This is a genomic window from Bacillus sp. NMCN1, assembly GCF_002998085.1.
In the GTDB taxonomy this organism is placed as follows: Bacteria; Bacillota; Bacilli; order Bacillales; family Bacillaceae; genus Bacillus.
The window spans coordinates 14,333-38,644 of record NZ_PVQL01000002.1 but is presented as its reverse complement, the minus strand read 5'-3'; the positions used below and the strand labels follow the sequence as shown (position 1 = coordinate 38,644).

Genomic DNA, 24,312 nt, shown 5'->3' with positions numbered 1-24,312 from the left:
GATATCAACTCCTCAACATTCAGAGTGAATTATTTGTTTTTTACTTTTTCTCTTAAATCAAAGCCTATGTCAGCAATCCCTATCATACGCACAATCACACTGAGTGGCGGATAGAGAACCGATAACACGATAGCGAAAATGGGCACCGCTTTTGAGATGCTCTTTTCATGGCAATAATAGAAGATAAAAGAAAATCCCTGAATAAGCACCAGTATAAATAAAATTCGAAATGCACTCGTTTGAACGAGCCATAAAAAGCTGCCTTTTTCCGTCTGAATCAGCATCAAAAGCAGTGTGAGTAAATAATACCATACCATGCTTTTTGGCAGCCGCATATCCTTAAATTTCTTAAGGGCTGGCATGTCTGGAACAAACCGTTTGATCAAAGGCCGAACAAACCAATGATTGACGAAAGACATCAGCGTGACAAAAATCAAAAGCGCTACAGGTAAAGAATTTAATGCCGCATCCTGCATCTCTCTAAACTGCTTGAGTTGTTTCGCTATGTCCTGTTCAGAAGCACCGGATTGCTTTAAGGTACTCTCTACCATAGGCATGATTTGGTCAATTGATTCTTTAGCAACACCAAGTATATCTACTTGAAAAAGCTGAACACTGACAACAAAGGAGATGAGAAAACTGAATAAATAGATCAGCGCACCTGTAATGATGGCATTACCAGGCTGTCTTCTGCTGTAGAAAACACCCATTCCTAATCCGGCAGCGATCAACATAGGTGCACTGAGCAGCCCATTAATAGACCCAATTAAAAAGCTGATCACTATCCCAATAGCGCCAGCAGCAATTCCCTTTCTCAAGCCGTGCCTGATTGTATAGAGGATGATCGGAATCGGAGCAGCTAGAAAGAAAATAATGGATAATAGCGGCACATACAAATAAAACAGCGTCATAACAGAGAAAATACTGATCATGATAGCGCCCTCTACTAACGCTTTTGTTTGTTTCACACCTTCACCTCTATCCAATCCTTTTACTATATCTTGCTCAATGTGTCCTTCTATGTATACGTACGATGTAATCTACACCATGTCTTACCCCAACCTTTATTTTACCATAGCGGCAAATCGCAAGTAAAATGCAGGCTATCTTAGGAGCGTTTCACGTGGAACACCGATATAGATTCGTACATGCAACTTTTCAAACAGCATGTTACAATTTTTTAGATTATTCTTAGCTATAAACCCTGAATTCAAGGCCAAAAGCTGTTAGAATAGAAACATCATCAATAAATGTAAGAAGGAGAATTCATATGGGAAAAACACTCGTATTCGGACACAAAAACCCTGACACAGACACGATTTGCTCTGCTATCGCTTACGCTGATCTAAAAAACAAAATCGGCGCCGAAGCAGAAGCGGTCAGACTTGGAGAAATCAATGGAGAAACACAATACGCATTAGATTTCTTTAAACAAGAAGCACCTCGTTTCATTGAAACGGCTGCAAACGAAACAAAGCAAGTCATTCTTGTCGATCATAACGAATTCCAGCAAAGTGTAAGCGATATTGATCAAGTACAAGTGACTGAGGTTATTGACCATCACCGTATTGCCAACTTTGAAACAAGTGAACCTCTTTACTATCGCGCTGAGCCTGTTGGCTGTACAGCAACGATCTTAAACAAAATGTACAAAGAGAACCAAGTGACGATTGAAAAAGAAATCGCTGGTTTGCTTTTATCTGCCATCATTTCTGATTCCTTACTATTCAAATCCCCAACATGCACACAGCAAGACATTGATGCTGCGCATGAGCTGGCAAAAATCGCAGGGGTAGACCCAGAAGTATACGGTCTAGACATGCTGAAAGCAGGCGCTGACCTAAGCCAAAAAACAGTTCAAGAATTAATTACAATTGATGCAAAAGAATTTGCACTAGGCAGCAGCAAAGTGGAAATTGCGCAAGTCAATACAGTAGATATCGCGGAAGTAACAGCAAGACAGGCTGACATTGAAGCAAAAATCAATGAAGTCATCGCAGCGAAAGGTCTTGATCTATTCGTTCTAGTGATCACAGACATTCTAGAAAATGACTCCCTTGCTCTTGCACTCGGTACCGAAGCGACAAAAGTAGAAAAAGCATTTAACGTCACACTTGAAAACAACACCGCTTTACTAAAAGGTGTTGTATCAAGAAAGAAACAAGTCGTACCTGCAATAACAGACGCACTTTCTTAATGAACACAACAAGACTGCTGACATATTCAGCAGTCTTGTTTCTTCTTTTAATGAATGTACATATCACTTACAAGGACATCCTTTAACACACTTGTTGGAATCGTAAATTCCACTACACCCATGTAGCCAGGCGCCACATCATATTCATTAAAGGAAATCACCAGTTTGCCTTTTGAATTGATATAGAAGCTTTGATCTGGCTGAATTTTCTTAAATGTGTCCATATCATCCTTGCCAATCCAATATATCTTGTTTGAATCCTCTTTCATCTGTTTCTTCATTTGATCTTTAATATTTTCACTAATGACATCAATATAACGATCATCTTTAAACAGGCTTGGTAATGTAATGAGTACATGGTTTTTCTTATCCACCGTATCATACGTCATTTCCTCTGCCGCAGAAGCTTGAGTCGTCACCTTGTATCGACCTAGTGAAAGAATTTGATCATTGTTTGTTCTCACTTCATATCCGCTCTCTACACTTAAATGACCATTTTTATAACCCTTTGTTTCCTTCTCAAAATCTTGATACAGCTTTTTATTTTCAGCTAAATATTTTTGATTCAGGCTGTCTTGTAATTTTCCGTCCCCAAGCCCTGAAACGTGTGGTGTTTTAAGGTCAATATTCGTTCCTTGATCGCTCTTTTTAAATTCTGTGAATGTCACGACTTTCACCAGCTCGCCAATGACAGGTACCTCTGAAATAGCTCTTGCCGCCTGTGGACTGACATTAACAGTCGTGACAAATAGAGCAGCCGCAGCAACAAGTCCGATCGTCCATTGCTGAAAATGAGGTTTTTTGTTTTTTCGTTTCAACGTTCGTTCAACCATAGCATCATACTCCGGTGGAATCGGGATTTCTAAATATTCCTCTTTTAACTGTTCCAAATGCTTATCCATTTATATTTCCTCCTGCGATAATTCTACTTTTAAAAGCCGCAACGCCTTATATAATCTTGTTTTAATGGTGTTTTCATTTTCATCGAGAATATGGGCGATGTCCTCTAGTTTTAAATCTTCAAAGAATCTCAAAATAATGATGACCCGATACATCTCAGGCAAATCCTCTATAGCCCGTCTGACGTCTTGATCCTCATATACATCTGATTCGCCCTGTGATAAGAATTCAAGCGTGTCATCATCTGTCACTTGCACCCGCTTCTTCTTTCGTAAAAAGTCTAGGGCAGCGTTCACCACAATTTTATAAAACCAGCTATGCATCTTGGTCGCATCCTCTAATCGGTGAACAGATTTGAGTGCTTTATGAATCGCCTCTTGAACGACATCCATCGCATCCTCTGGGTTTTTGACATAACTATAGGCCAATCGATAAAAACTATGTTTATGCTCCATTACGTAATCAGCAAATTGATCCTCAATCTTTCGTTTCTTCATTTTACAAAGAGCTCCTTTATCTTAAATGCGCATCGGTTATTTCTTACAATGGATAGACGCGCACCTTTTGAAAATAGTTTGCGCTCGGTTATTTTTTTAACATGTCATTCCATTTCCGTTTCTATACAAAAAGAGCGAACCAGACAGGTTCACTCTTTCAAAGCAGATATTGTTTGATGAACAAACTGTTTAAGTGGAGACAGCGGATGAATGATCAGAACGCCTGTCTCCTCTTCCATCTGCTGTGCCGCATGAACCATCGATAGCTGCATCACGCAAATATCTCCGCTTTTTTTCATACATCTTCTGAGCTGCTTTTTGATTTGCTTCTCATAAGCCTGTTTATCACCATTTAGGCAAAGGTGAAAGACATCCTCCATCACCATAACTTCTGCATCAATCTGTTTGCCGTACTCTTTTGCATATGACTCAAGCCGCTTCATTGTCCCTTTCACTGTATCCGGGTTTGAAAACACAAGTTGAAGAGGCCCTTTTTTCTGACAAATCAGCTCAAATAACGGCTCATCAATCGGAACAATCGGTTGTTTAAAGAGATGCTGCTGATCACCCAAAGCGGCAATGTATTGTGTACATGTGAGCAGAATGAGATCGGCTTCATCTTCTTGCATCAGTTTGTTGATGGCATAGTTTTGCTGCTTGTGATGATCAAAATCGGGATCTTGTGTGGCACGTTCTAAAAATGATGAATCGACCGTGTGATGCAGCTCAATATCTGTATCACCAAAAATGTCATCTATATAGAACTGATTAGACGGATGGGCGTGAAGGCAGTGTAATCGAATCATCAGGTTCGCTCCTCGTGAAAGTTTTCAATCATTATATCAATCCTTGTATGAAATAGGGAGAAAGATGACCATATTGTTAGGGAGATATTGAAGGAGGGATTTAATTGAAAGAAGACCAACACCCTAAACCATCTTCAGAGTCAGAAGACACTTTAACAAATCGGCAAGGTCATCCCGTAACAGACAATCAAAATATGAGAACCGTTGGGAATAGAGGACCCACTACGCTTGAAAACTACGATTTCCTAGAGAAAATCAGTCATTTTGATCGCGAACGTATTCCTGAACGTGTCGTCCATGCGCGTGGGGCCGGAGCTCACGGTTATTTTGAAGCCTATGGCACATTCGGTGACGAACCCATTTCCACTTATACAAGGGCGAAATTATTTCAGGAAAAAGGAAAAAAGACACCTGTTTTCGTTCGTTTTTCTTCTGTCATTCACGGCGGTCATTCGCCAGAAACATTGCGCGATCCTAGAGGATTTGCGATTAAATTTTATACAGAAGAAGGCAACTGGGACCTCGTGGGGAACAACCTGAAAATTTTCTTTATCCGAGATGCTTTGAAGTTTCCAGATTTGGTTCATGCCTTTAAGCCTGACCCTGTCACCAATCGTCAGGACGGTGAGCGCATATTTGACTTCGTTTCGCAATCACCCGAAGCGACGCACATGGTGACATTTCTCTTTTCACCATGGGGCATCCCAGCAACCTATCGGCACATGCAAGGCTCAGGTGTCCATGCCTACAAATGGGTGAACCATGAAGGAAAAGCGGTACTTGTTAAATATCATTTTGAACCGAAGCAAGGCATTCGCAACCTGACGCAAGAACAAGCTCAAGCGATACAAGGTGAAAACTTTAATCATGCCACACAGGATTTATATGAAGCCATTGAGCAAGGAGATCATCCTGAATGGGAGGTCTATGCGCAGATCATGGAAGATGATGCCCATCCTCACCTTGACTTTGACCCGCTTGATCCGACAAAGCTTTGGTACAAGGATGACTATCCATGGAAACCGATCGGACGAATGGTGTTAAACAAAAATCCAGAAAATTATTTCGCAGAAGTTGAGCAGGTTGCCTTTGGGACTGGCGTTCTCGTAGACGGTTTGGATTTCTCAGATGATAAGTTGCTTCAAGGACGTACCTTCTCCTACTCTGACACGCAGCGATATCGTGTGGGGCCAAACTATTTACAGCTACCGATCAATGCACCGAAAAAGCATGTCGCCACCAATCAGAGAGATGGGCAAATGGAATACCATGTCGATCAAGGCAAAGGGCAAAACCCCCATGTAAATTATGAACCATCGATCCTCGGCGGATTAAAAGAAGGCAAGCAGGATGGAAAGGATCATACGCCATTTGTAGAGGGTGATGTCAAACGAGAAGCCATTGACCGCCCGAACAACTTTGGACAAGCCGGAGAAACGTATCGCCGCTTCAATGATTGGGAACGTGAGGAACTGATTAAGAACTTAGTCAACACCCTTGCGACCTGTCAAAAAGACATTCAAGAGCAAATGATCGAAAACTTTACAAAGGCTGACCCTGATTACGGAAAGCGTGTTGCTGACGGCTTAAAAGCCTTCAAACAAGAACAGCCAAGTGGACCTATAGGCTCTACAGGCGCCGCTCAAGCTGTAGACGAAGCGATCAACAACAGCACACCATCAGATCCTTATTAATGAAAAAAAGAATGCAGCGCCGAGACTGCATTCTTTTTGTATCCATCTATTAAGCATGTTGACCTTTTTTGATCCATTCTGCTACATTGACTGTACGTTTTGCCTGATGTTTCGCAGCTGCTTCCGCATCCTCTTGGATTTTTCCATTTTGGTCAACAGTGACACTTACGCCATAAGGGTTGCCCCCTGCACCGTATAAGGAATCATCTGTGTATCCAGGAGCGGCAATAATAGCTCCCCAGTGGAACATCGTTGTATAAAGGCTGAGAATGGTCTGCTCCTGTCCGCCATTTGGGTTTTGTGCAGATGTCATCGCACTTACTGCTTTGTTTGCCAATTTTCCTTGGAACCATAAGCCCCCAGTTGTATCTAAGAATTGCTTCATTTGAGCCGGTAAGTTACCAAAACGCGTCGGCATGCTAAAGATGATCGCATCTGCCCACTCTAAATCACTTAATTGAACCTCTGGGACATCCTTTGTTTCGTCTAAATGTGCTTTCCATGCTGGATTTGACGCCACAACTGATTCTGGCGCCAATTCAGCAACCTTTAATATTTTGACTTCTGCGCCAGCTTCTTTTGCGCCAGCTTCAGCCCATTTTGCCATCTGATAGTTTGTACCTGTTGAACTATAATAAATAATCGCTAATTTTACGTTTTCCATTTGTTCCATCTCCTTTTGTTTATTTTGCCCAAAAAGCTTCTGTAAAAATCCCACCTGTATTCCCCACCTTATTTAAAATTGACGACGATACCATAATGCCGCAGCATCGACTTCTTCTCTCGTTAGCTGATGTCCGCGATTTTCCCAATGAAGTGTGACAGACGCGCCTGCCTCCTGAAGCAATTGCTCAAGCTCCTGTGATTCCTCTGGACGGCACATTGGGTCATTTTCACCAGCTGCTATAAAGACTTGTTTCCCCGCTAATGAAGGCAATGAAACCCCGCGTCTTGGGACCATTGGATGATGCAGGATAGCTCCTTTTAACGCATCCTCGTAATGGAATAAAAGACTTCCAGCAATGTTCGCCCCATTGGAATATCCGATAGTGACGACATTGTGACGATCGAACCCATATTCATCTGCTGCATCTCCGATAAATGTATATAGTTCCTCTGTCCGCTCAATTAAATCCTGCTCATCAAATACACCCTCTGCCAAACGTCTGAAAAAGCGCGGCATACCGTTTTCCAACACATTTCCTCTCACACTAAGAACAGAAGCGTCAGCATCTACTAAATCGGCAAGCGGCAATAAATCTTCTTCCGTCCCGCCAGTTCCATGCAGTAATAACAAAACAGGTCTTTGTTCATTCTTTCCTTTTCGAAAAAGATGCTTCATCATGAATCTCCTTTCCCTTTGATTTCTCTTACCTCAATAGGCAGTACAATTTGTTCAATCTGACTGCGTTGCGCCTCATATTGCGGTGGCAGTTTCAATGCTTCACCCATTGTTTCCACTGATTCATCGTGTGCAAACCCTGGAGGATCAGTCGCAATCTCAAATAATATGCCGCCAAGCTCTCTAAAATAAATGGCATTGAAGTAATTTCGGTCTTGCACAGGAGTCACTTGATACCCGCTTTGCGCAATATGTCTTTGCCAATCTAATTGATCCTGATCATCTGTCGCTCTCCATGCAATATGATGCACAACCCCAACACCCATGCGTCCGCGTGCAACAGGTGTCTTGTTCACATCAATTACATTGCCTATCTCACCAAACGAACGGAATCTCACATAGTCCTCTTCTGCTCCAACTCGTTCAAAACCCATTGTTTGTTCGAGCAGCTGCATCGTTTGCTCAGGCTGTGACGTTAACAAAACAGCTCCGCCAAATCCTTTGATCGCAACATCTGGTGTGACTCCGTTAAATGTCCACTCATTTTGTTTCCCTTCCGCACGTTCTACTAGCTCAATCAACAAGCCGTGTGGATCTTCAAATGAGAGAAAGGCTTCACCAAAGCGTTCAACCATTTCATAAGAAATATCAAACTGCTCAAGACGTTCCTTCCAGAAAGAGAAAGCGCCTGGCGGTACGACATATGTCGTCACGCCCACTTGACCTGCGCCAATTTGTCCCTTTTGTGCACCTGGCCATGGGAAAAACGTGATAATCGTCCCCGGAGATCCTCCTTCATTTCCAAAATATAAATGGTACGTACCCGGATCATCAAAATTCACGGTCTTCTTCACGAGACGAAGTCCTAAAACACCTGCATAAAAATCAACGTTCTCCTGAGGATGCCCTACAATTGCTGTGATATGGTGAATTCCTTCTGTTTTCTTCACTTCTAATGACCTCCTCATCATGAAGTACAAACCTCTATTCATTATGTCTTTACTGACATCTTTATATTATCTTGAATTCGAGATATTAAATCAAAAAAATATATTTATCTCGAATTAAGGATATGATGTTTTTAAATAAAAGTCAACGATTTTTGTTTTTCCTATTAAAAAAGCAGGTCTGCTTTTTACATAACAGACCTGCTCTTCCTTGATTATTGCAGTAATTTTTTCTTTTTTAAATAGGTTTTCGCTACTTGAAATGCATCCTTACCTTTCACATTCACTTCATAATTCATTTCTCTCATCTCATCGTCTGTGATTTGACCACCAAGCTTATTGAGAGAGGTCTCAATTTCAGGGAACTCAGTTAATGTCTCCTGCCTTAGCAGCGGTGCTCCTTGATATGGCGGGAAAACATGCTGATCATCATCAAGCACCTTTAATTTGTATTGCCTCAATTCACTGTCTGTCGAATACGCATCGACTAAATTGATATCTCCTTTTTGAATCGCTCGATACCGAAGCTTCGGTTCCATCGTTACCACATCGTCAAAGGAGAATTGATAGGTCTTTTGAATACCTCGATACCCATCCTGGCGATCAGAAAATTCTAAGGTGAATCCTGCTTTTATGCGATTCTTAATCTTGCCTAGATCTGAAATGTTGGATACATCATATTGATCAGCCAGCGACTGAGGCACAGCTAAAGCATACGTATTGTTGTAAGCCATCGGCTCAAGAAGACGAAGCTGAAAGGATGATTTTAAACCGCGCCGCGCTTGCTCATACACTTTTTCTTTATCTGTGCTTTTCGCTGTTTCTTTGAGAAACTCGGAAATCGCAGTACCTGTAAACTCAGGATAAATGTCAATATCACCGGATCGTAAAGCTTGAAAAACAAAGGAAGTCTTGCCAAGACCAGGCTTAAGATTGACTTGAATATCCGTATCCTGTTCAATTAAAAGCTTATACATCGAGATTAGGATTTCAGGCTCTGACCCTAACTTTCCACCGATGGTGATTTCTTTCTTTTCTTGTTGAAACAGTAACGGGCTCGCGACAACTGCTCCTGCAATCACAGCGAAAACCGTCACAGAGATCACAGTCCTTTTAAAAGAGATTTTCTCAAAAGTGCGCAGCACCACATCAAATAAGAGTGCGAGTAAGGCAGCTGGTATAGCGCCAATGACAATGAGCGCCATATCATTTCGATCAATCCCAAGCAGAATCAGACTTCCTAATCCCCCAGCTCCGATCAATGCGGCAAGAGTGGCAGTACCCACAATGAGAACCATCCCAGTTCGGATACCTGCCATGATGACTGGCATAGCCAGAGGCAGCTCCACCTTTAATAACCGTTTGCGGTGATTCATTCCCATGGCAAGTGCCGCTTCTCTCAGGGAAGGGTCGACCTCCTGAATGCCTGTATATGTATTTCTTAAAATAGGGAGTAAGGCATAGACGACAAGCGCAATAATGGCAGGCACTTGTCCAATCCCAACGAGAGGAATCAGCAAGCCAAGCAGCGCGAGCGACGGTATTGTTTGCAAGACCGCAGTCACCCCAATCACCCACTCTGCAAGCTTTGGCACCCTCGTTAAATAGATACCTAATGGAATGGCAATCAAAATGGCTAAAAATAAAGCAATAAACGAAATTTGAATATGCTCAAGTAAGGCGTGTCCCAATTGTTCTTTTCGGTCCCACAACACACTGATCCAATCATTCATGTGACTCGCCCCTCTCTCTAGGAGAATCAGCTAAAAACTGAATCAAAGCTTGACGATTCACTAGTCCAATTCGCTCCCCATCCTTTTCAACAGCCAATTCCTCATGCTTTGCCAATTGGGATAAGACATCATCCAGTGTGGCATGTGCTGAAACCGCTTCATAGCCTAAAAGAGCCTCATGAGCCATTGGTCTAGCCATAGCCTCTAGCTCAAACGCTTGATGCTCTACATGGCGAGCAGCCCCTGAGACAAACTCCCGAACAAAGGCATTGACTGGGTGTTGAACCAATTCCTCTGGACGACCAATCTGCACCACTTTACCTTCCTTCATGATACAAATTCGATCACCAAGCCTCATCGCTTCCTGCATATCATGCGTCACGAAGACAATGGTCTTTTGAATACGGCGCTGCAAATCAAGCAGATCATCCTGCAATTTCTCCCTCGTTAGTGGATCTAACGCACTAAAAGGTTCATCCATCAGGACAATCTCAGGATCAGCTGCAAGTGCACGTGCCACACCGACACGCTGCTGTTGTCCGCCAGATAGCTCTGACGGCTTTCGATGTCGATACATAGCAGGATCAAGCCCAACCATCTGCATCAATTCATCGACACGCTTATTGGTCTCATTCCGGCTCCACTGTTTAAGCTCTGGTACCACGGCGATATTTTCTTCAATGGTCATATGAGGAAAAAGAGCAATTTGCTGCAGGACATAGCCAATATCCCAGCGCAGCTCATACATATCATAATTATTTATTTTTTGACCCTTTATGTAAATCTCACCTTCTGTAGAAGAAATGAGACGATTGATCATTTTCAATGTCGTCGTTTTCCCGCTTCCACTAGGTCCAATGAATACAAAAAATTCACCCTTCTGAATCTCTAAATCAACCGATTGAACGGCATAGCGCTCATTAGAAAATTGCATCGATACCTTCTTAAATTCAATCATCTTCCCACGCCCTGACTGCAATTATTTTCTAAAATACCAATATGACAGATCGACCCCGTATTTGTATAGAACAAACTGTCACTTTTACTCTCTTTTACATACTTCCCCTAGGATGCCCGCCAAAAACAGCTCTAGCCAATACGGATGAGATTCTTAGTGAGACAAATAAAAAAAGCGAAGAGCTCGGGGCTCTCCGCTTTTAAGTCAACGACTTACTCACCAGTAACGTATGGAAGTAATGCCATTTGACGTGATTTTTTAATCGCTAATGTCAATTTACGTTGATACTTAGCGCTAGTTCCTGTTACACGACGAGGTAAAATTTTACCACGCTCAGAAACAAACTTTCTAAGAAGATCAACATCTTTGTAATCGATGTGCGTGATACCGTTAGAAGTAAAGAAACATACCTTACGACGTTTCGCACGACCGCCTCTGCGTCCACCTGCCATTTGTTTTCACACCTTTCCTTTAGTCAATTTTTCAGATCAATTAGAATGGCAAATCATCATCGGAGATGTCAATCGGTTTACCATCATTCGCGAATGGGTCATCATTGAAGCTATTTCCCTGATTACGATTTTGTTGGTTGCTTTGATTGCCATATGGATTTTGATTTGGTTCATTTCCGAATGGATTCTGATCGTTTTGGCTACCGCCATAATACTGGCCTCCGCTATTGCCACCGCCGCTGTATCCACCTGAACCAGCACCGCCGCTCTTAGGCTCAAGAAATTGAACACTTTCAGCTTGAACCTCTGTCACGAAGACACGCTGTCCTTGCTGATTTTCATAGTTTCTTGTCTGCAAACGACCGTCTACACCGGCAAGACTTCCTTTTTTCAAGAAATTAGCCACGTTCTCGGCTTGTCTTCTCCAAGTAACACAGTTAATGAAATCGGCTTCACGCTCTCCAGATTGATTCGTAAACGTACGATTCACAGCTAGAGTAAACGTGGCTACAGCCGCACCATTAGGCGTGTAGCGAAGCTCAGGGTCTTTTGTTAGTCTTCCGACCAATACAACACGGTTTAGCATATTGAAAGACCACCTTTAAATATATATTTCAATGATTTATACTTCTTCTTTAACAACAATGTGGCGAATGATATCGTCACTGATCTTAGCTAAGCGGTCAAATTCTTGAACTGCTGCAGCGTCAGATTGAACGTTTACGATTTGGTAGAAGCCTTCACGGAAATCGTTGATTTCGTATGCAAGACGACGTTTACCCCAATCCTTTGTTCCAGTGATCTCCGCACCGTTAGAAGTTAACACGTTATTGAAACGCTCGATAACTGCTTTTTTAGCCTCATCGTCAACTGTTGGGCGGATGATGTACATAACTTCGTACTTTCTCATCTGATTGCACCTCCTTTTGGTCTAAGCGGCCCTAAACGGGCAAGGAGCAATAAATTATATTACTCACAATTGTATATTATAACAAATTACTTGGCCTATGACAAGAACCTATACATTAAAACGGAAATGAATGACGTCTCCATCTTTCACTACATATTCTTTACCTTCTAGACGGACTTTTCCAGCCTCTTTTGCAGCAGACATGCTTCCGCCAGCAAGTAAATCTTCATATGCAACCGTTTCAGCACGAATAAACCCACGTTCGAAGTCCGTATGAATGATTCCAGCACATTCCGGTGCCTTCATTCCTTTTTTAAACGTCCAAGCGCGTACTTCCTGCTCACCTGCTGTGAAATAAGTAGCTAAACCAAGAAGTGAATAGGATGCTTGAATCAGCTGATCTAGACCTGACTCTTTAATGCCAAGCTCTTCAAGGAACATCTGCTTCTCTTCTCCTTCAAGCTCTGCAATTTCAGACTCGATCTTCGCACAAACGACGATGACTTCAGCGTTTTCACCAGAAGCAAACTCACGGATTTGCTGCACATATTCGTTGCCGTCATGATCCGCTACTTCATCCTCACTCACATTTGCTACATAGAGAACTGGTTTAGATGTGAGTAAATGGAGCTGTTTCACAAGCTTTTGCTGCTCATCAGTAAATTCTACAGATCTTGCCGATTTCCCAGCTTCAAATGCGTTCATTAGCTTCGACAAAATATCAAATTCAGCTACCGCTTCCTTATCCTTTTGTTTTGCAAGCTTACTCACACGAGCCAAACGCTTTTCAACTGTTTCTAAATCGGCCAAAATCAACTCTAAATTAATGGTTTCGATATCTGACACAGGGTCAACCTTACCTGATACGTGTGTAATATTATCATCTGCAAAAGCTCTCACCACGTGACAGATCGCATCTACTTGTCGAATGTGCGAAAGGAATTTATTTCCTAAACCTTCACCTTTAGAAGCCCCTTTGACAATACCGGCAATATCAGTGAATTCAAAAGCAGTCGGAACTGTCTTTTTCGGCTGCACCAATTCTGTGAGCTTTTGTAAACGCTCGTCTGGAACTTCTACAATTCCGACGTTTGGATCAATGGTACAAAACGGATAGTTAGCAGACTCCGCTCCAGCCTGTGTAATTGCATTAAATAGCGTTGACTTCCCGACGTTAGGTAAGCCAACAATACCAGCTGTTAAAGCCATTCTTTCATCTCCTCTATATCAAACGTGCTCGTTATACTGCGTAATATGAACCTAGAGCAATTATAAGTAGGTTTACATGAAAAGACAAGCTAACCGTTATGCATTATCAATAGAAGAAACATTGCCAAAAAGGATAAATCAATCCTTTAAAACGGGAATTTGCATCTAATTCTTCTATACAAAAGACGAATTTCATCAAAAAAGCATGAGGCCTACTTAAGCAGTTGGCTCCTCATGCTTGACGAGAATTTTCTTCATTTTTCGTTCAAAGTCTCTTCTTGGAATCATCACGCTGTGCCCACAGCCTTCGCATTTAATGCGAATATCCATGCCCAAACGAATCACCTTCCAGCGATTGACACCACATGGATGGGGCTTTTTCATTTCAACAACGTCATGTAACCCAAACGCTTTGTCTGCCATCAGCCTTCACCTCTCTTGCTCACTTCATTGAATCTATTGTACAAAAAAACGGCGATGAAGAGCAATGCACAAAACAAAGAGCCTCTTTCAATCGTTCATTCTATTCTTTTTTATAGAAAAAACCCTTCTTTTAGATCATTTTATTTGTGACCAATAGTTACTTAAACTCCGCTTTTTTTCAATATTGTCACAAACACTGTAGGCCAAAAGGTTTTTATTGGTAGAACGCTGTGGTTTTTCCATATTTTTTGATTTATGATATCTGCATAAATGTTATGTGAGGGAGCAGGTAAGATGGTCAATCGAAAGGATAGATTAACTGATAAAGAATATAAAATCATATCCGATCATGCTGGAAACATAGACAATTACCAGCAGCACCATACGATAGAAATAGGTCAGCAAACGCTCACTGTCCATGATTTTCTCAAGGTCGATCATCAATTATATGGTTTAACGATGCAGCCGGAACAATCAGACGAGTTCATCGTCGCTTTTCACTGTCCGATGCCAAATCAAATGCCGGTGACCTCGCCACAAGATGTACGCACCGCGGCACAGTCATTGCTCAAAACGGATTATGCCTATCCCATTGAAAGGAAGTCCCTTGATGGCAATCAAGATCATGTTTTTTTTAAAGGGAAGGAATACATAGAGCAAGTCTGTCAGAAGCATCCAAATGCAGGTATCTATCTCACTGGACAAGCCCTTGCCGGTGCTGTTTGTGCTTTTGTTGCAACAGAACAGCCAGCTGTCAAAAAAGCCGTCACCTTTGATAGCCCAAATATATGGAGCAGTCTGTCGCCTGCGATTCAGCAGAAAGCACAGCAAGGTCAATACACACGGATATTGACTGAATATATTCAACCTAGTCATTATGTAGGTTTACTCAATCGTCATGATCATGGGGTTGGTCAAGTCAAGTACACTGTACCGCCACGGCAGCAAGACGCCGTACAAGAACCCGTTAAATACAAGAAAAGAGAAATTGATACCTTTTTAAAATCAGCTTTTGCGTCTATGAATATAGAATGGAACGAATCCTTTGATACAAATGCTTTTTTAGCTCTTATTTCTGGGAGTTACAAAGGAAATGGGTATTCATTCCATAAAGATGGGTCTGCCCGTATTTTAGATGAACAGCTTGATCATAATACAAGTTTTACAGCCATGCTGTTGCAAGAAATCCATTCTGGACGTGCATATGCACAAAGCGGCCTTGAAATTATCATAAAATCCCATTTACTGAAAAATTCATCCTACGATCTGCAGAGCATTATTGAACATGAAGTTCACACTGTATTCGAGAGAATCGATGGGATCGATGAAAGTGTAAAAGACGCCGTCCAGCATGTAAAACAAGAGCTCAAAGGACTCGTCGGCTTTGGCCACTATGATTTATTAAATCCAAGTGATGTGGAAGCACTAGTAGAGGAAGTGAAGATGGAACAACATCATTCCTCCTTTTATTCACACGAAAAACAGCTGAATGCCCTGTACACCCTGAGAGATTACGAACAAGAACTTTCTACCCTTTCAAGACATATGTACACAATGGGTGATGACTACGCCAAGGCAGATAGACGCCTTGCGATACAAATGGGTATTCATTAAGAAAGGAGTCACCGCATGATCAATCAAAATAAACCTCCTAGTGACGCCCAGCGTTTCTTGCAAAATGTGAGTGCCCGCCGCTCCATGTCTGTATTTGAAAATCAATCGGCACCACAAACACAAACGCAGTCCCCTGAAGAAATGGCCGCAATTCAGGCCATACGAAGAGAAGGACAGCGAAAGGATCTAAAACGGCTGCTCAAAATGCGGCTACACGACGAATTAGCAAATACTCGCGTGCACTTGGAGTATCAATTGTCTAAAACAGAAGACATGATCAACCAGACGACCATTGTCAAACAACACATCTCCCAGCATTTAAAGGGACAAGCCATTTCAGAATTAGAGGAACGACTTCAGCGCCTCAAGCAAATGCCAGTCTATGATGATATCAAAGACGCCATTGATTCTATTCGGATAAAATAAGCACCGCTCCGACAAAGAGAGGTGCTTATTTTATTTTATCAATATAATTTTTAGAGGGAGAAAATATCTTTTTACTTAAAATCGGATATAGCATTAAGCAGACAAGCAAATAAAGATTCAGCAAACTATATATCGGATACAAGAAAGCAATCAAATCGGCAAACCCAAGAGATGTTAAAGGCGCCATCAAAAGAAGCATCACGAGCACAACCAGCCAGCGAGGCAATGGTACAAAAGAGAGCAACCGGCTGGATAAACCAAATAAACCTGCGGCTGTCGTCGTATAAATAGCTAGACAAAGGACAACGGTCATAAACACAAACAATGACGTCGGCGCCCCTTCTAATACTGTAAACAAAGGAATGCCTTCTGCTGATAGGCTCCCAGAAATATCAACCAGTATTTCGTTATACACGTACGAGATTACCCCAAAAATCAGGCCGCTTAATATACTCGCCACTTTGGCCTCTCCAAGCCCCTTCATTTCTTTCCCAACCGAAGACAGCACTGCCACCACAGATAATATATTCAAAGAGGCAAAGACAATGCTGGCAGGCCAATTGTACTGCTGCCCAAAATCAATCCGCCACATATGATCATGGTTCATATAATAAAAAACAAATGCATAGATGAGCCCCGCCACCAAAATTGGTATAATGAAAGCATTCACAGATAAGAGCCCTTTCACATCCCAGAAAAAAATCATAAATGAAAACAGACAAAACGCACCGATGCCAATCCAAAATGGCACATGATACATCTCGAGTGTCACCCCGCCACCGGCAATCATGACTGTCGTTGTCGTGAATAAATAAAGGACAATTAAAACATCATACACTTTAGCCAGCCATGGGCCGACAAGCCGCTCTAGCACTGGCACAAAGTGATCGGCACGTACCTCATAACTGATTTTCAACACCACATAGGTAGACAGCATAAACATCAATGTAAACAGTAGAATGGCTAGTCCACTATCAATGCCAAAAAACTGCCAAATTTCTTGGCCGGAAGCATACCCCGCTCCTATTAAGCTTCCTAAAATTAAAAGCGTCCACCTTGAACCAGCCTTCCACACAATCATCACCTCATAGGTATAGAATTAAGCTTGTTTCCGTATACTGTTACTAACTACTATGACAAGGAAGTGAGACCTATGAATAGCAAGAACGGTCTTTTTTTTAGAAATAGGGTGAAAGAATACGTGTCCCATACGGATACAAATGCCATTCAACAGCTTAAAAGTATTTTATTCTCGCATCTCCAGAAAGCAGGAAAAAGACCCGTTGCCATCGTTTGTATTGGAACAGACCGCTCAACTGGCGACTCTCTAGGTCCACTTGTTGGTACAAAGCTTTCAAGTCTGGATTTGAAAAAGCTTCATGTATATGGAACGCTCTCTGACCCAGTTCATGCGGTCAATTTAAAAGAAAAGCTCGCTGAAATTGAACAAGCTCATAAACATCCGTTTATTGTAGCGATTGATGCCTGTTTAGGAAGAGTGAAAAGTGTGGGTTCCTTCCAAATTGGAGATGGACCGTTAAAGCCTGGGGCGGGTGTACAAAAGGAGCTGCCAGAGGTAGGAGATATCCATATTAATGGGATCGTCAATGTGAGCGGTTTTATGGAATACTTCGTTCTCCAAAACACTCGTCTTCATCTTGTCATGTCTATGGCCAATACACTTTCTGACAGCCTATCTCACATTGATCAAATGGATTGGACAAGAGAAAAAAATCGGTCCCTTTTCGCTCCTATTCAAAATATCACTGGGAGAATATAAAAAAGACCATCTCGTATCCAGATGGTCACTCTGATGAGTCTCTCGTAGAAAGCAATTCAAGAATTCTTTCTAAATCTTCGTTGGAGAGAAATTCAATCTCAATTTTTCCTTTTTTCTTCTGTTTCTTGATCGTCACTGAAGTGCCAAAGTAGTTTTGTAAGAAAGACTCTCTTTCTTTCAACATTCGATCCTTTGGTGCTTCTTTTTTCTTTGTTTCACGTGGAACATTTTCGTTTAACTGCTGAACAAGTTTCTCAACCTGACGTACGTTTAACCCCTCATCCACGATTTTCTTTACCAATGGCGCTAGCTTATTTTTGTTTTTCAAGCTAAGCAATGTTCTTCCATGTCCCATCGACAACGTTCCATCTGCAATCAGCTTTTGTACTTCATCCGGTAAAGTCAAAAGACGAAGATGGTTCGCAATATGCGGTCTGCTCTTCCCTAATCGCTTCGCTAATTCCTCTTGCGTCACACTTAGGTGATCTAGCAAGGAAGCATAGGCTTCCGCTTCTTCTAATGGAGATAAATCCTCGCGCTGTAGGTTTTCTAAAAGGGCAATCTCTCTCATCAGCGTTTCTGAAAATTCTCTAACGATCGCAGGAATCGTTGTCAGACCAGCTTGTTGTGCTGCACGGAAACGGCGTTCGCCTGCTACAATGTCATATCCCTTAATCGATTTACGGACAATGATCGGCTGTAAAACACCATGCTGCTGAATTGATTCTTTCAGATCAGACAATGCATCATTATCAAATGTTTTCCTTGGCTGATACGGGTTCGGACGCAAATCCTTTAATTTGATTTCTTCGACCGTTTCTTCATTTGAGTCTACATTGTTAAATAGAGCATTAATACCCTTTCCAAGACCTTTAGCCATTCGCATCCACTTCCTTTGCTAAGTCTAAATAGACATCTGCACCTCTTGAACGTGGATCATACAAGATAATCGGTTTCCCATGACTAGGCGCTTCACTCAATCTCACATTTCGCGGAATCACGGTCTGATAGACTTTATCTCTAAAGTATTTCTTCACTTCTTCGATAACCTGAATCCCAAGATTTGTTCGTGCATCAAGCATTGTCAGCAAGACACCTTCAATGGCAAGATCAGTATTTAAATGTTTCTGCACGAGACGAACTGTGTTTAACAATTGGCTCAATCCTTCAAGCGCATAATATTCACACTGTACCGGGATTAAAACGGAATCGGATGCTGTTAACGCATTAATCGTCAGTAATCCGAGTGATGGCGGGCAGTCAATAATCATATAATCATAATTTTGCTTAACAGATTCAAGTGCTCTCTTCAATCTCACTTCACGTGAAATCGTAGGCACAAGCTCTATTTCAGCCCCTGCAAGCTGTATCGTCGCAGGAATGACATCAAGATTTTCGACCTCTGTCGTCTTAATCACATCAAGAACATCTGCATCATCAACTAAAATATCGTACACACACTTCTCTACGTCGGCCTTCTCAATCCCAATACCACTCGTGGCATTGCCCTGCGGATCAATATCAACTAACAACACTCGTTTACCTATGTATGCTAAACACGCACTCAAATTAACAGAAGTTGTCGTCTTCCCGACGCCGCCCTTCTGGTTGGTAATCGCTATGATTTTTCCCACGATGTCACCCACTTTCAACTTAACAAGTTTCTCATTCATTCATACTTCCTATTCTATCAAAAAAAGTCTGAAACGTTTGCTTTTTTTGTTTCTCCAATATATATTCGTCAGCAAATGTCTATTTTCGTACATGAAAGGACGAACCAAAACGAACCAAAAAAATATATCAGTATATCTTTTGGATTAAAAGACATGCATAAAAAACCCTCACTTCCATCAAAAGTGAGAGTCATATGTCAAAAATTTAATCCACCAATTTTCCGGCCTTCGTTCACAATGACCTTAGGGGTCACTGTTTGATAGCTTCTCTTTTTTAAGAATCCATAGGGGGTCTTAATGGTAAATGTCGCATGCCCCACAGCGTCACCTGTTTTGGCATAGGCCTGCCACACAATCTTTGAACAATAAGTCGGGTCCAGTGATTGAATTGACATGGTGATGGAGTATCGAGCCTTTGGATGGGCTTTCACATAATCATGTGCCCATTCCCCTGCTAGGTCTGCTGTTTCCTCTTGATTAATCCGAATTACCTTTGTATTGGCACTATAGCGAAACCAGCTATGAATGGAATCAAGCTGAGGATGCTGTCGAAACCCTGGAATAGAAGCAAAGCTTTTCTCATTAATGACGATACCTGCATGTCCAACGATACCCTTCAAAGCATCAGTGCTTGTCACCAATATATCCCCTTTTTTAGGCATAATATCGGTACCAGGATACGGCTTTCCTAAAAGGCGCTTGATGGTGTGCGGCTTTTCATCCGTCACCAACTCATCCTGCTTGTTTTGTTGTAGGCCATAATCCTTCAAATCATCGTCAACTGAAATCAAGTCAATTGTGTCGTCCTGAGATTCATGCTCTTGATTTAATTGCTGTAGCGTGACCTCCTTAGAAACAACACCTTTTTTCTTCAGAACGTTCAGTTCTTTTTTGGTCAGCGGGCTTTCTTCTGTAGGAGCCGTTGGTGAATCCACAGCAAATATCGTTGTTTCATTTGTAAAAAAAGAAAAAGAAAATAGTAAATAACAAATAATAACATAATTCGTCTTTTTCATTTTCATCAAGTCGTGTCACCTCCTTCCTTCTATTAAATTCATATTTTACCAATTTATAAATAATAAGTAAATATGATGTAGAACCAATAAAAAAAGCTGACGAGTGGCTCTCATCAGCTTTTTTCTATTTAGGAATCCGAATCGTTAATTGGATATATTCCTCAAATTCTTCTTCCTCGGTATTTATTTTAAGCCCGCTGTCTTCTACCATATGGAGAGACTGGCGAATGGTATTCATCGCAATTCGTGTGTCACGACTAAACGCCTTACGTTTTGGCTTCGGTTTGCGATCTGTTTTTTGTTCAAGCATTTTCACTACACGCTCTTCAGTCTGTTTTACATTCAGCTGTTTTTCGATGATTTCCTGCAATAACGCGATTTGTAATTCTGGAAGCTTTAGGGGTACAAGTGAACGTGCATGCCTTTCAGAGATTTTTTTCTCTAAAAGGGCCTGTTGTACCTCTTCAGGCAACTTTAAAAGTCTTAATTTGTTTGCAACAGTTGATTGTCCCTTGCCTAAACGCTGAGCAAGCGCCTCCTGTGTTAAATCATGAAGCTCTAAAAGACGTGCATAAGCATGAGCCTCTTCAATAGCAGACAGCTCTTCCCTTTGCAAATTTTCAATCAATGCCACAGATGCCGTTTCCGTATCAGTAAAGTCTTTTATAATAGCGGGGATTTTCTCCCATTGAAGAGTCTGTACCGCTCTCCAACGTCTTTCGCCGGCGATCAGTTCATATTTACCTTCTTCTTCTGTTGGTCTGACAACAATAGGTTGGATAATGCCATGGGTATGAATCGTCGTGGCCAGCTCATGTATCTTTTCTTCTGAAAAAATGGTGCGTGGCTGAAAACGGTTTGGCATAATTGTGTCGACCGGGAGCTCCTGTATCTCTTCCTTTAATGTATCATGCTCAGCAATCTCTGCCTCTATTTCGGTTTCACGCTCAGGATGTTCTTTATCACCAAGCCCGAAGAAGCGTGAGAGTGAATGCTTCATGAACCTACACCACCTTTAAAAACTACCTTTTTATAATTCTATTTTCTCATGTTTTTTCCTTCTGTAAAATCTTAAATATTGAAGAAAAACCGACCTTTTACATGATCAACCTTCTATTGGTGATTTATTAGGTGTTCCTGGTTTTCTAGGATATTTTTTTGGTGTTTGCTTTTTCTTTTCAATGACAATGATGTTCCGTTCGCTTTCTTCTAAAGGAAGAACAAAGGAATGCTTTTCAACAACCTCTCCTCCGAGGACAGTAACGGCTTTCTTCCCTGCTTGCATTTCTTCTTCAGCGGCAGATGCTTTTAATGCCACAAACAATCCTTCCTTTTTTACAAGGGGCAGACATAGTTCGCTCAAGACGGATAAACGCGCAACCGCTCTAGCAGTGACAAGATCATAGCTTTCACGCTTTTCCTTACGTTGTCCAAACGTCTCCGCACGATCATGATAAAAAGTAGTATCTTGTAAGTTTAACCCTTTTGCTAACTCATTGAGAAACGTAATTCGTTTCTGAAGAGAATCAACAATGGTCACATGTAGATGAGGGAAGCAAATTTTAAGAGGAATGCTTGGGAAACCAGCACCAGCTCCAATATCGCAAATCGTCGTCACTTTGTGAAAATCAATGAAAAATGCTGCAGAAATTGAATCATAAAAATGCTTTAAATATACTTCTTCCTTTTCAGTAATGGACGTTAAATTCATTTTCTCGTTCCATTCTACAAGCATGCGGAAGTAAGTTTCAAATTGTTCAAGCTGCACAGGAGAAAGAGTCATCCCTTTCTCCACTAGTGCTGCTGTAAATTGTTCAATGTTCATGCCGACATCCTTTCTATTCTGCTATCTTCGCAATACGTCCCTGCTCTAAATATACTAAAAGGATAGAAATATCAGCAGGGTTAACGCCTGAAATACGAGAAGCCTGTGCAACAGAAAGCGGTCGGACTTCTTTCAGCTTTTGTTTCGCTTCAGTTGCAATCCCTTTGATGGCATCATAATCAATACGATCAGGAATCTTTTTGTTCTCCATCTTTTTCAGCTTTTCAACTTGTTGGAGTGACTTTTCAATATAACCTTCGTATTTAATTTGAATTTCTACCTGCTCACACACATCAGAAGGAAGTGGTGTTTCAGCAGGAGCTAACGTCACTACAGATTCATAGTTCATTTCTGGACGCTTCATCAAATCACTTGCACGAATACCGTCCTTCAGCTCACTTCCACCAAGTGAACGAATAAATTCTTGTGTCTCTGCTGTAGGTTTGATGATGACAGAATATAAACGTTTTTTCTCTGCTTCAATGGCTTCTTTTTTCTGCTGGAATGCCTGGAATCTTTCTTGAGAAATTAATCCAATATGATAGCCAAGTTCAGTTAATCTCAAATCCGCATTGTCATGACGAAGAAGCAAACGATACTCTGCACGGGATGTCAAAAGACGGTAAGGTTCATTTGTTCCCTTTGTGACAAGGTCATCAATGAGAACACCGATATATGCATCAGATCGGCTTAAAATGACTTCTTCTTTACCCAATGCTTTTCTTCCTGCATTAATCCCTGCCATAATTCCTTGACCTGCTGCTTCCTCATAGCCAGACGTACCATTAATTTGGCCAGCTGTATATAATCCAGAAATTTTCTTCGTCTCAAGTGTAGGCCACAACTGAGTAGGCACAATTGCATCATACTCAATGGCATAACCCGCTCTCATCATTTGTACATTTTCGAGTCCTGGGATGGTGGAAAGCATGCGCTGCTGTACATCCTCTGGAAGACTTGTAGATAATCCTTGAACATACACTTCCTGCGTATTACGACCTTCTGGCTCTAAGAAAATTTGATGTCTTGGTTTGTCATTGAAACGAACCACTTTATCTTCAATGGAAGGGCAGTATCTAGGACCAGTTCCTTTAATCATACCTGAATACATTGGAGAACGGTGAAGATTCTCATCAATAATTTGATGTGTTTCTAAACTCGTATATGTTAACCAGCATGGCAGTTGGTCTGTGATATATTCAACCGTTTCATAGGAGAACGCCCGCGGAACATCATCACCTGGTTGAATTTCTGTTTTACTATAGTCAATCGAGTGACTATTCACTCGAGGAGGTGTTCCTGTTTTAAAGCGAACCAAATCGAATCCTAACTCTGCTAGGTGATCCGATAATTTGATTGATGGCTGCTGGTTATTAGGGCCACTTGAATACGATAGATCCCCTAAAATAATGCGGCCTTTTAAGAAAGTCCCAGTCGTTAATACAACAGACTTCGCACGATAGTTTGCTCCTGTTTGGGTAACGACACCTTTACATTCATCATCTTCTACAATTAAATGATCCACCATACCTTGAAGCATTGTCAGGTTCGGTTCATTTTCCATTGTTTTTTTCATTTCATGCTGATATTGGAACTTATCTGCTTGCGCTCTTAACGCACGGACAGCAGGTCCTTTCCCCGTATTCAGCATGCGCATTTGGATATGCGTCTTATCTATATTTCGTGCCATTTCTCCGCCCAGTGCATCAATTTCTCTAACGACAATCCCTTTTGCAGGACCGCCTACGGACGGATTACATGGCATAAAAGCAACCATATCGAGGTTGATAGTCAATACAAGTGTTTTGGCGCCCTGTCTTGCAGAAGCAAGAGCAGCCTCAACCCCAGCATGACCGGCACCCACGACGATTACGTCATAATTGCCAGCTTCATAACCCATTTCTTATGTT

At 41.6% G+C, this 24,312-nt stretch carries 26 protein-coding genes; 5 read left to right on the top strand and 21 right to left on the bottom strand.

What is annotated here, in order from left to right:
- Positions 1-29: 29 nt before the first annotated feature.
- A complete protein-coding gene (locus tag C6W21_RS10060; RefSeq protein ID WP_142392851.1) occupies positions 30-968 on the bottom strand; it encodes a YybS family protein in 939 nt (312 codons plus the stop codon).
- A 302-nt stretch (positions 969-1,270) separates the two neighbouring features.
- Between C6W21_RS10060 and C6W21_RS10055 the strand changes: the two genes are divergently transcribed.
- Positions 1,271-2,197: a manganese-dependent inorganic pyrophosphatase gene (locus C6W21_RS10055; RefSeq protein WP_106050250.1), complete on the top strand. Its 927-nt coding sequence runs from the start codon at positions 1,271-1,273 to the stop codon at positions 2,195-2,197.
- A gap of 47 nt (positions 2,198-2,244) precedes the next feature.
- On the opposite strand, the gene rsiV is transcribed toward C6W21_RS10055, so the two are convergent.
- The 3 genes from rsiV to C6W21_RS10040 all read right to left on the bottom strand — a co-directional run bounded on the left by rsiV (position 2,245) and on the right by C6W21_RS10040 (position 4,400).
- On the bottom strand, positions 2,245-3,099 hold the full coding sequence (gene rsiV / locus C6W21_RS10050; RefSeq protein ID WP_106050249.1) for an anti-sigma-V factor RsiV: 855 nt from the start codon (positions 3,097-3,099) through the stop codon (positions 2,245-2,247).
- The gene (gene sigV, locus C6W21_RS10045) at positions 3,100-3,594 is read right to left on the bottom strand and encodes an RNA polymerase sigma factor SigV (RefSeq protein WP_106050248.1); all 495 of its coding nucleotides are present in this window, start codon (positions 3,592-3,594) and stop codon (positions 3,100-3,102) included.
- Between the two features lie 149 nt (positions 3,595-3,743).
- Complete coding sequence (locus C6W21_RS10040) at positions 3,744-4,400, bottom strand: hypothetical protein (protein WP_106050247.1); 657 nt, start codon at positions 4,398-4,400, stop codon at positions 3,744-3,746.
- Positions 4,401-4,594: 194 nt separating this feature from the next.
- On the opposite strand from C6W21_RS10040, the gene katX reads away from it, so the two are divergent.
- Entirely contained in the window at positions 4,595-6,094 is a 1,500-nt protein-coding gene (gene katX, locus C6W21_RS10035; RefSeq protein ID WP_411266033.1) for a catalase KatX, read from the top strand.
- Between the two features lie 49 nt (positions 6,095-6,143).
- Here katX and wrbA read toward each other — a convergent pair whose 3' ends face one another.
- The 10 genes from wrbA to C6W21_RS09985 form a co-directional block, all read right to left on the bottom strand.
- Positions 6,144-6,758 (bottom strand): NAD(P)H:quinone oxidoreductase, encoded by a 615-nt coding sequence (gene wrbA, locus C6W21_RS10030; protein ID WP_189318177.1) that lies wholly within the window; start codon positions 6,756-6,758, stop codon positions 6,144-6,146.
- A 72-nt stretch (positions 6,759-6,830) separates the two neighbouring features.
- Positions 6,831-7,439, bottom strand: coding sequence for an alpha/beta hydrolase (locus tag C6W21_RS10025; protein WP_142392850.1), 609 nt, complete (start codon positions 7,437-7,439; stop codon positions 6,831-6,833).
- Positions 7,436-8,407, bottom strand: a complete 972-nt coding sequence (locus tag C6W21_RS10020) for a ring-cleaving dioxygenase (protein WP_223249571.1) — start codon at positions 8,405-8,407, stop codon at positions 7,436-7,438. The genes C6W21_RS10025 and C6W21_RS10020 overlap by 4 nt, the downstream gene beginning before the upstream one ends.
- A 191-nt stretch (positions 8,408-8,598) precedes the next feature.
- Positions 8,599-10,116, bottom strand: a complete 1,518-nt coding sequence (locus C6W21_RS10015; protein ID WP_106050243.1) for an ABC transporter permease/substrate-binding protein — start codon at positions 10,114-10,116, stop codon at positions 8,599-8,601.
- Positions 10,109-11,074, bottom strand: coding sequence for an ABC transporter ATP-binding protein (locus tag C6W21_RS10010; protein WP_106050242.1), 966 nt, complete (start codon positions 11,072-11,074; stop codon positions 10,109-10,111). The genes C6W21_RS10015 and C6W21_RS10010 overlap by 8 nt, the downstream gene beginning before the upstream one ends.
- A 212-nt stretch (positions 11,075-11,286) precedes the next feature.
- On the bottom strand, positions 11,287-11,526 hold the full coding sequence (gene rpsR, locus C6W21_RS10005) for a 30S ribosomal protein S18 (protein ID WP_008347556.1): 240 nt from the start codon (positions 11,524-11,526) through the stop codon (positions 11,287-11,289).
- Between the two features lie 40 nt (positions 11,527-11,566).
- Positions 11,567-12,112 carry a single-stranded DNA-binding protein SsbA gene (gene ssbA, locus C6W21_RS10000; protein ID WP_034660649.1) on the bottom strand — a complete coding sequence of 182 codons (546 nt, stop codon included), beginning with the start codon at positions 12,110-12,112 and terminating at the stop codon, positions 11,567-11,569.
- A 36-nt stretch (positions 12,113-12,148) separates the two neighbouring features.
- Positions 12,149-12,436 (bottom strand): 30S ribosomal protein S6, encoded by a 288-nt coding sequence (gene rpsF, locus C6W21_RS09995; protein WP_003215073.1) that lies wholly within the window; start codon positions 12,434-12,436, stop codon positions 12,149-12,151.
- 108 nt (positions 12,437-12,544) lie between these two features.
- Positions 12,545-13,645 (bottom strand): redox-regulated ATPase YchF, encoded by a 1,101-nt coding sequence (ychF, locus tag C6W21_RS09990; protein WP_044139039.1) that lies wholly within the window; start codon positions 13,643-13,645, stop codon positions 12,545-12,547.
- 216 nt (positions 13,646-13,861) lie between these two features.
- The gene (locus tag C6W21_RS09985; RefSeq protein WP_012011910.1) at positions 13,862-14,068 is read right to left on the bottom strand and encodes a DUF951 domain-containing protein; all 207 of its coding nucleotides are present in this window, start codon (positions 14,066-14,068) and stop codon (positions 13,862-13,864) included.
- A 294-nt stretch (positions 14,069-14,362) separates the two neighbouring features.
- Here C6W21_RS09985 and C6W21_RS09980 point away from each other — a divergent pair, with 294 nt between their 5' ends.
- Together C6W21_RS09980 and C6W21_RS09975 are read left to right on the top strand one after the other, a co-directional pair.
- Positions 14,363-15,682, top strand: a complete 1,320-nt coding sequence (locus C6W21_RS09980; protein ID WP_106050241.1) for a hydrolase — start codon at positions 14,363-14,365, stop codon at positions 15,680-15,682.
- Positions 15,683-15,697: 15 nt separating this feature from the next.
- On the top strand, positions 15,698-16,108 hold the full coding sequence (locus tag C6W21_RS09975) for a hypothetical protein (RefSeq protein WP_060597704.1): 411 nt from the start codon (positions 15,698-15,700) through the stop codon (positions 16,106-16,108).
- 25 nt (positions 16,109-16,133) lie between these two features.
- Here the strand turns inward: C6W21_RS09975 and C6W21_RS09970 are convergent, their stop codons facing one another.
- Complete coding sequence (locus tag C6W21_RS09970; protein WP_106050240.1) at positions 16,134-17,189, bottom strand: YkvI family membrane protein; 1,056 nt, start codon at positions 17,187-17,189, stop codon at positions 16,134-16,136.
- Positions 17,190-17,261: 72 nt separating this feature from the next.
- Here C6W21_RS09970 and yyaC point away from each other — a divergent pair, with 72 nt between their 5' ends.
- Positions 17,262-17,888 (top strand): spore protease YyaC, encoded by a 627-nt coding sequence (gene yyaC / locus C6W21_RS09965; RefSeq protein ID WP_106050239.1) that lies wholly within the window; start codon positions 17,262-17,264, stop codon positions 17,886-17,888.
- 25 nt (positions 17,889-17,913) lie between these two features.
- Here the strand turns inward: yyaC and C6W21_RS09960 are convergent, their stop codons facing one another.
- The 6 genes from C6W21_RS09960 to mnmG all read right to left on the bottom strand — a co-directional run bounded on the left by C6W21_RS09960 (position 17,914) and on the right by mnmG (position 24,302).
- Entirely contained in the window at positions 17,914-18,768 is an 855-nt protein-coding gene (locus tag C6W21_RS09960) for a ParB/RepB/Spo0J family partition protein (RefSeq protein ID WP_106056222.1), read from the bottom strand.
- Positions 18,761-19,522 (bottom strand): sporulation initiation inhibitor protein Soj, encoded by a 762-nt coding sequence (gene soj, locus C6W21_RS09955; RefSeq protein WP_034620351.1) that lies wholly within the window; start codon positions 19,520-19,522, stop codon positions 18,761-18,763. The genes C6W21_RS09960 and soj overlap by 8 nt, the downstream gene beginning before the upstream one ends.
- 236 nt (positions 19,523-19,758) lie before the next feature.
- Positions 19,759-20,583, bottom strand: a complete 825-nt coding sequence (locus tag C6W21_RS09950) for an orthopoxovirus pf05708 family protein (RefSeq protein WP_106050948.1) — start codon at positions 20,581-20,583, stop codon at positions 19,759-19,761.
- Between the two features lie 118 nt (positions 20,584-20,701).
- The gene (gene noc, locus C6W21_RS09945) at positions 20,702-21,577 is read right to left on the bottom strand and encodes a nucleoid occlusion protein (RefSeq protein ID WP_106050237.1); all 876 of its coding nucleotides are present in this window, start codon (positions 21,575-21,577) and stop codon (positions 20,702-20,704) included.
- 105 nt (positions 21,578-21,682) lie between these two features.
- Positions 21,683-22,402 (bottom strand): 16S rRNA (guanine(527)-N(7))-methyltransferase RsmG, encoded by a 720-nt coding sequence (gene rsmG / locus C6W21_RS09940; RefSeq protein ID WP_106050236.1) that lies wholly within the window; start codon positions 22,400-22,402, stop codon positions 21,683-21,685.
- 13 nt (positions 22,403-22,415) lie between these two features.
- Positions 22,416-24,302, bottom strand: coding sequence for a tRNA uridine-5-carboxymethylaminomethyl(34) synthesis enzyme MnmG (mnmG, locus tag C6W21_RS09935; protein WP_095286178.1), 1,887 nt, complete (start codon positions 24,300-24,302; stop codon positions 22,416-22,418).
- Between the last annotated feature and the right edge of the window lie 10 nt (positions 24,303-24,312).

Coding starts and splice junctions, on each gene's coding strand:
- C6W21_RS10020 (WP_223249571.1), bottom strand. CDS start 8,407: ATGATGAGGAGGTCATTAGAAGTGAAGAAAACAGAAGGAATTCACCAT.
- noc (WP_106050237.1), bottom strand. CDS start 21,577: ATGAAGCATTCACTCTCACGCTTCTTCGGGCTTGGTGATAAAGAACAT.
- C6W21_RS09970 (WP_106050240.1), bottom strand. CDS start 17,189: ATGATTGTGTGGAAGGCTGGTTCAAGGTGGACGCTTTTAATTTTAGGA.
- ssbA (WP_034660649.1), bottom strand. CDS start 12,112: ATGCTAAACCGTGTTGTATTGGTCGGAAGACTAACAAAAGACCCTGAG.
- C6W21_RS09960 (WP_106056222.1), bottom strand. CDS start 18,768: ATGGCTAAAGGTCTTGGAAAGGGTATTAATGCTCTATTTAACAATGTA.
- C6W21_RS09975 (WP_060597704.1), top strand. CDS start 15,698: ATGATCAATCAAAATAAACCTCCTAGTGACGCCCAGCGTTTCTTGCAA.
- sigV (WP_106050248.1), bottom strand. CDS start 3,594: ATGAAGAAACGAAAGATTGAGGATCAATTTGCTGATTACGTAATGGAG.
- rpsR (WP_008347556.1), bottom strand. CDS start 11,526: ATGGCAGGTGGACGCAGAGGCGGTCGTGCGAAACGTCGTAAGGTATGT.
- katX (WP_411266033.1), top strand. CDS start 4,595: ATGAGAACCGTTGGGAATAGAGGACCCACTACGCTTGAAAACTACGAT.
- wrbA (WP_189318177.1), bottom strand. CDS start 6,758: ATGGAAAACGTAAAATTAGCGATTATTTATTATAGTTCAACAGGTACA.
- mnmG (WP_095286178.1), bottom strand. CDS start 24,302: ATGGGTTATGAAGCTGGCAATTATGACGTAATCGTCGTGGGTGCCGGT.
- C6W21_RS10025 (WP_142392850.1), bottom strand. CDS start 7,439: ATGATGAAGCATCTTTTTCGAAAAGGAAAGAATGAACAAAGACCTGTT.
- C6W21_RS10040 (WP_106050247.1), bottom strand. CDS start 4,400: ATGATTCGATTACACTGCCTTCACGCCCATCCGTCTAATCAGTTCTAT.
- rsmG (WP_106050236.1), bottom strand. CDS start 22,402: ATGAACATTGAACAATTTACAGCAGCACTAGTGGAGAAAGGGATGACT.
- C6W21_RS10010 (WP_106050242.1), bottom strand. CDS start 11,074: ATGATTGAATTTAAGAAGGTATCGATGCAATTTTCTAATGAGCGCTAT.
- yyaC (WP_106050239.1), top strand. CDS start 17,262: ATGAATAGCAAGAACGGTCTTTTTTTTAGAAATAGGGTGAAAGAATAC.
- C6W21_RS10015 (WP_106050243.1), bottom strand. CDS start 10,116: ATGAATGATTGGATCAGTGTGTTGTGGGACCGAAAAGAACAATTGGGA.
- C6W21_RS09980 (WP_106050241.1), top strand. CDS start 14,363: ATGGTCAATCGAAAGGATAGATTAACTGATAAAGAATATAAAATCATA.
- rpsF (WP_003215073.1), bottom strand. CDS start 12,436: ATGAGAAAGTACGAAGTTATGTACATCATCCGCCCAACAGTTGACGAT.
- rsiV (WP_106050249.1), bottom strand. CDS start 3,099: ATGGATAAGCATTTGGAACAGTTAAAAGAGGAATATTTAGAAATCCCG.
- ychF (WP_044139039.1), bottom strand. CDS start 13,645: ATGGCTTTAACAGCTGGTATTGTTGGCTTACCTAACGTCGGGAAGTCA.
- C6W21_RS10055 (WP_106050250.1), top strand. CDS start 1,271: ATGGGAAAAACACTCGTATTCGGACACAAAAACCCTGACACAGACACG.
- C6W21_RS09985 (WP_012011910.1), bottom strand. CDS start 14,068: ATGGCAGACAAAGCGTTTGGGTTACATGACGTTGTTGAAATGAAAAAG.
- C6W21_RS09950 (WP_106050948.1), bottom strand. CDS start 20,583: ATGAAAATGAAAAAGACGAATTATGTTATTATTTGTTATTTACTATTT.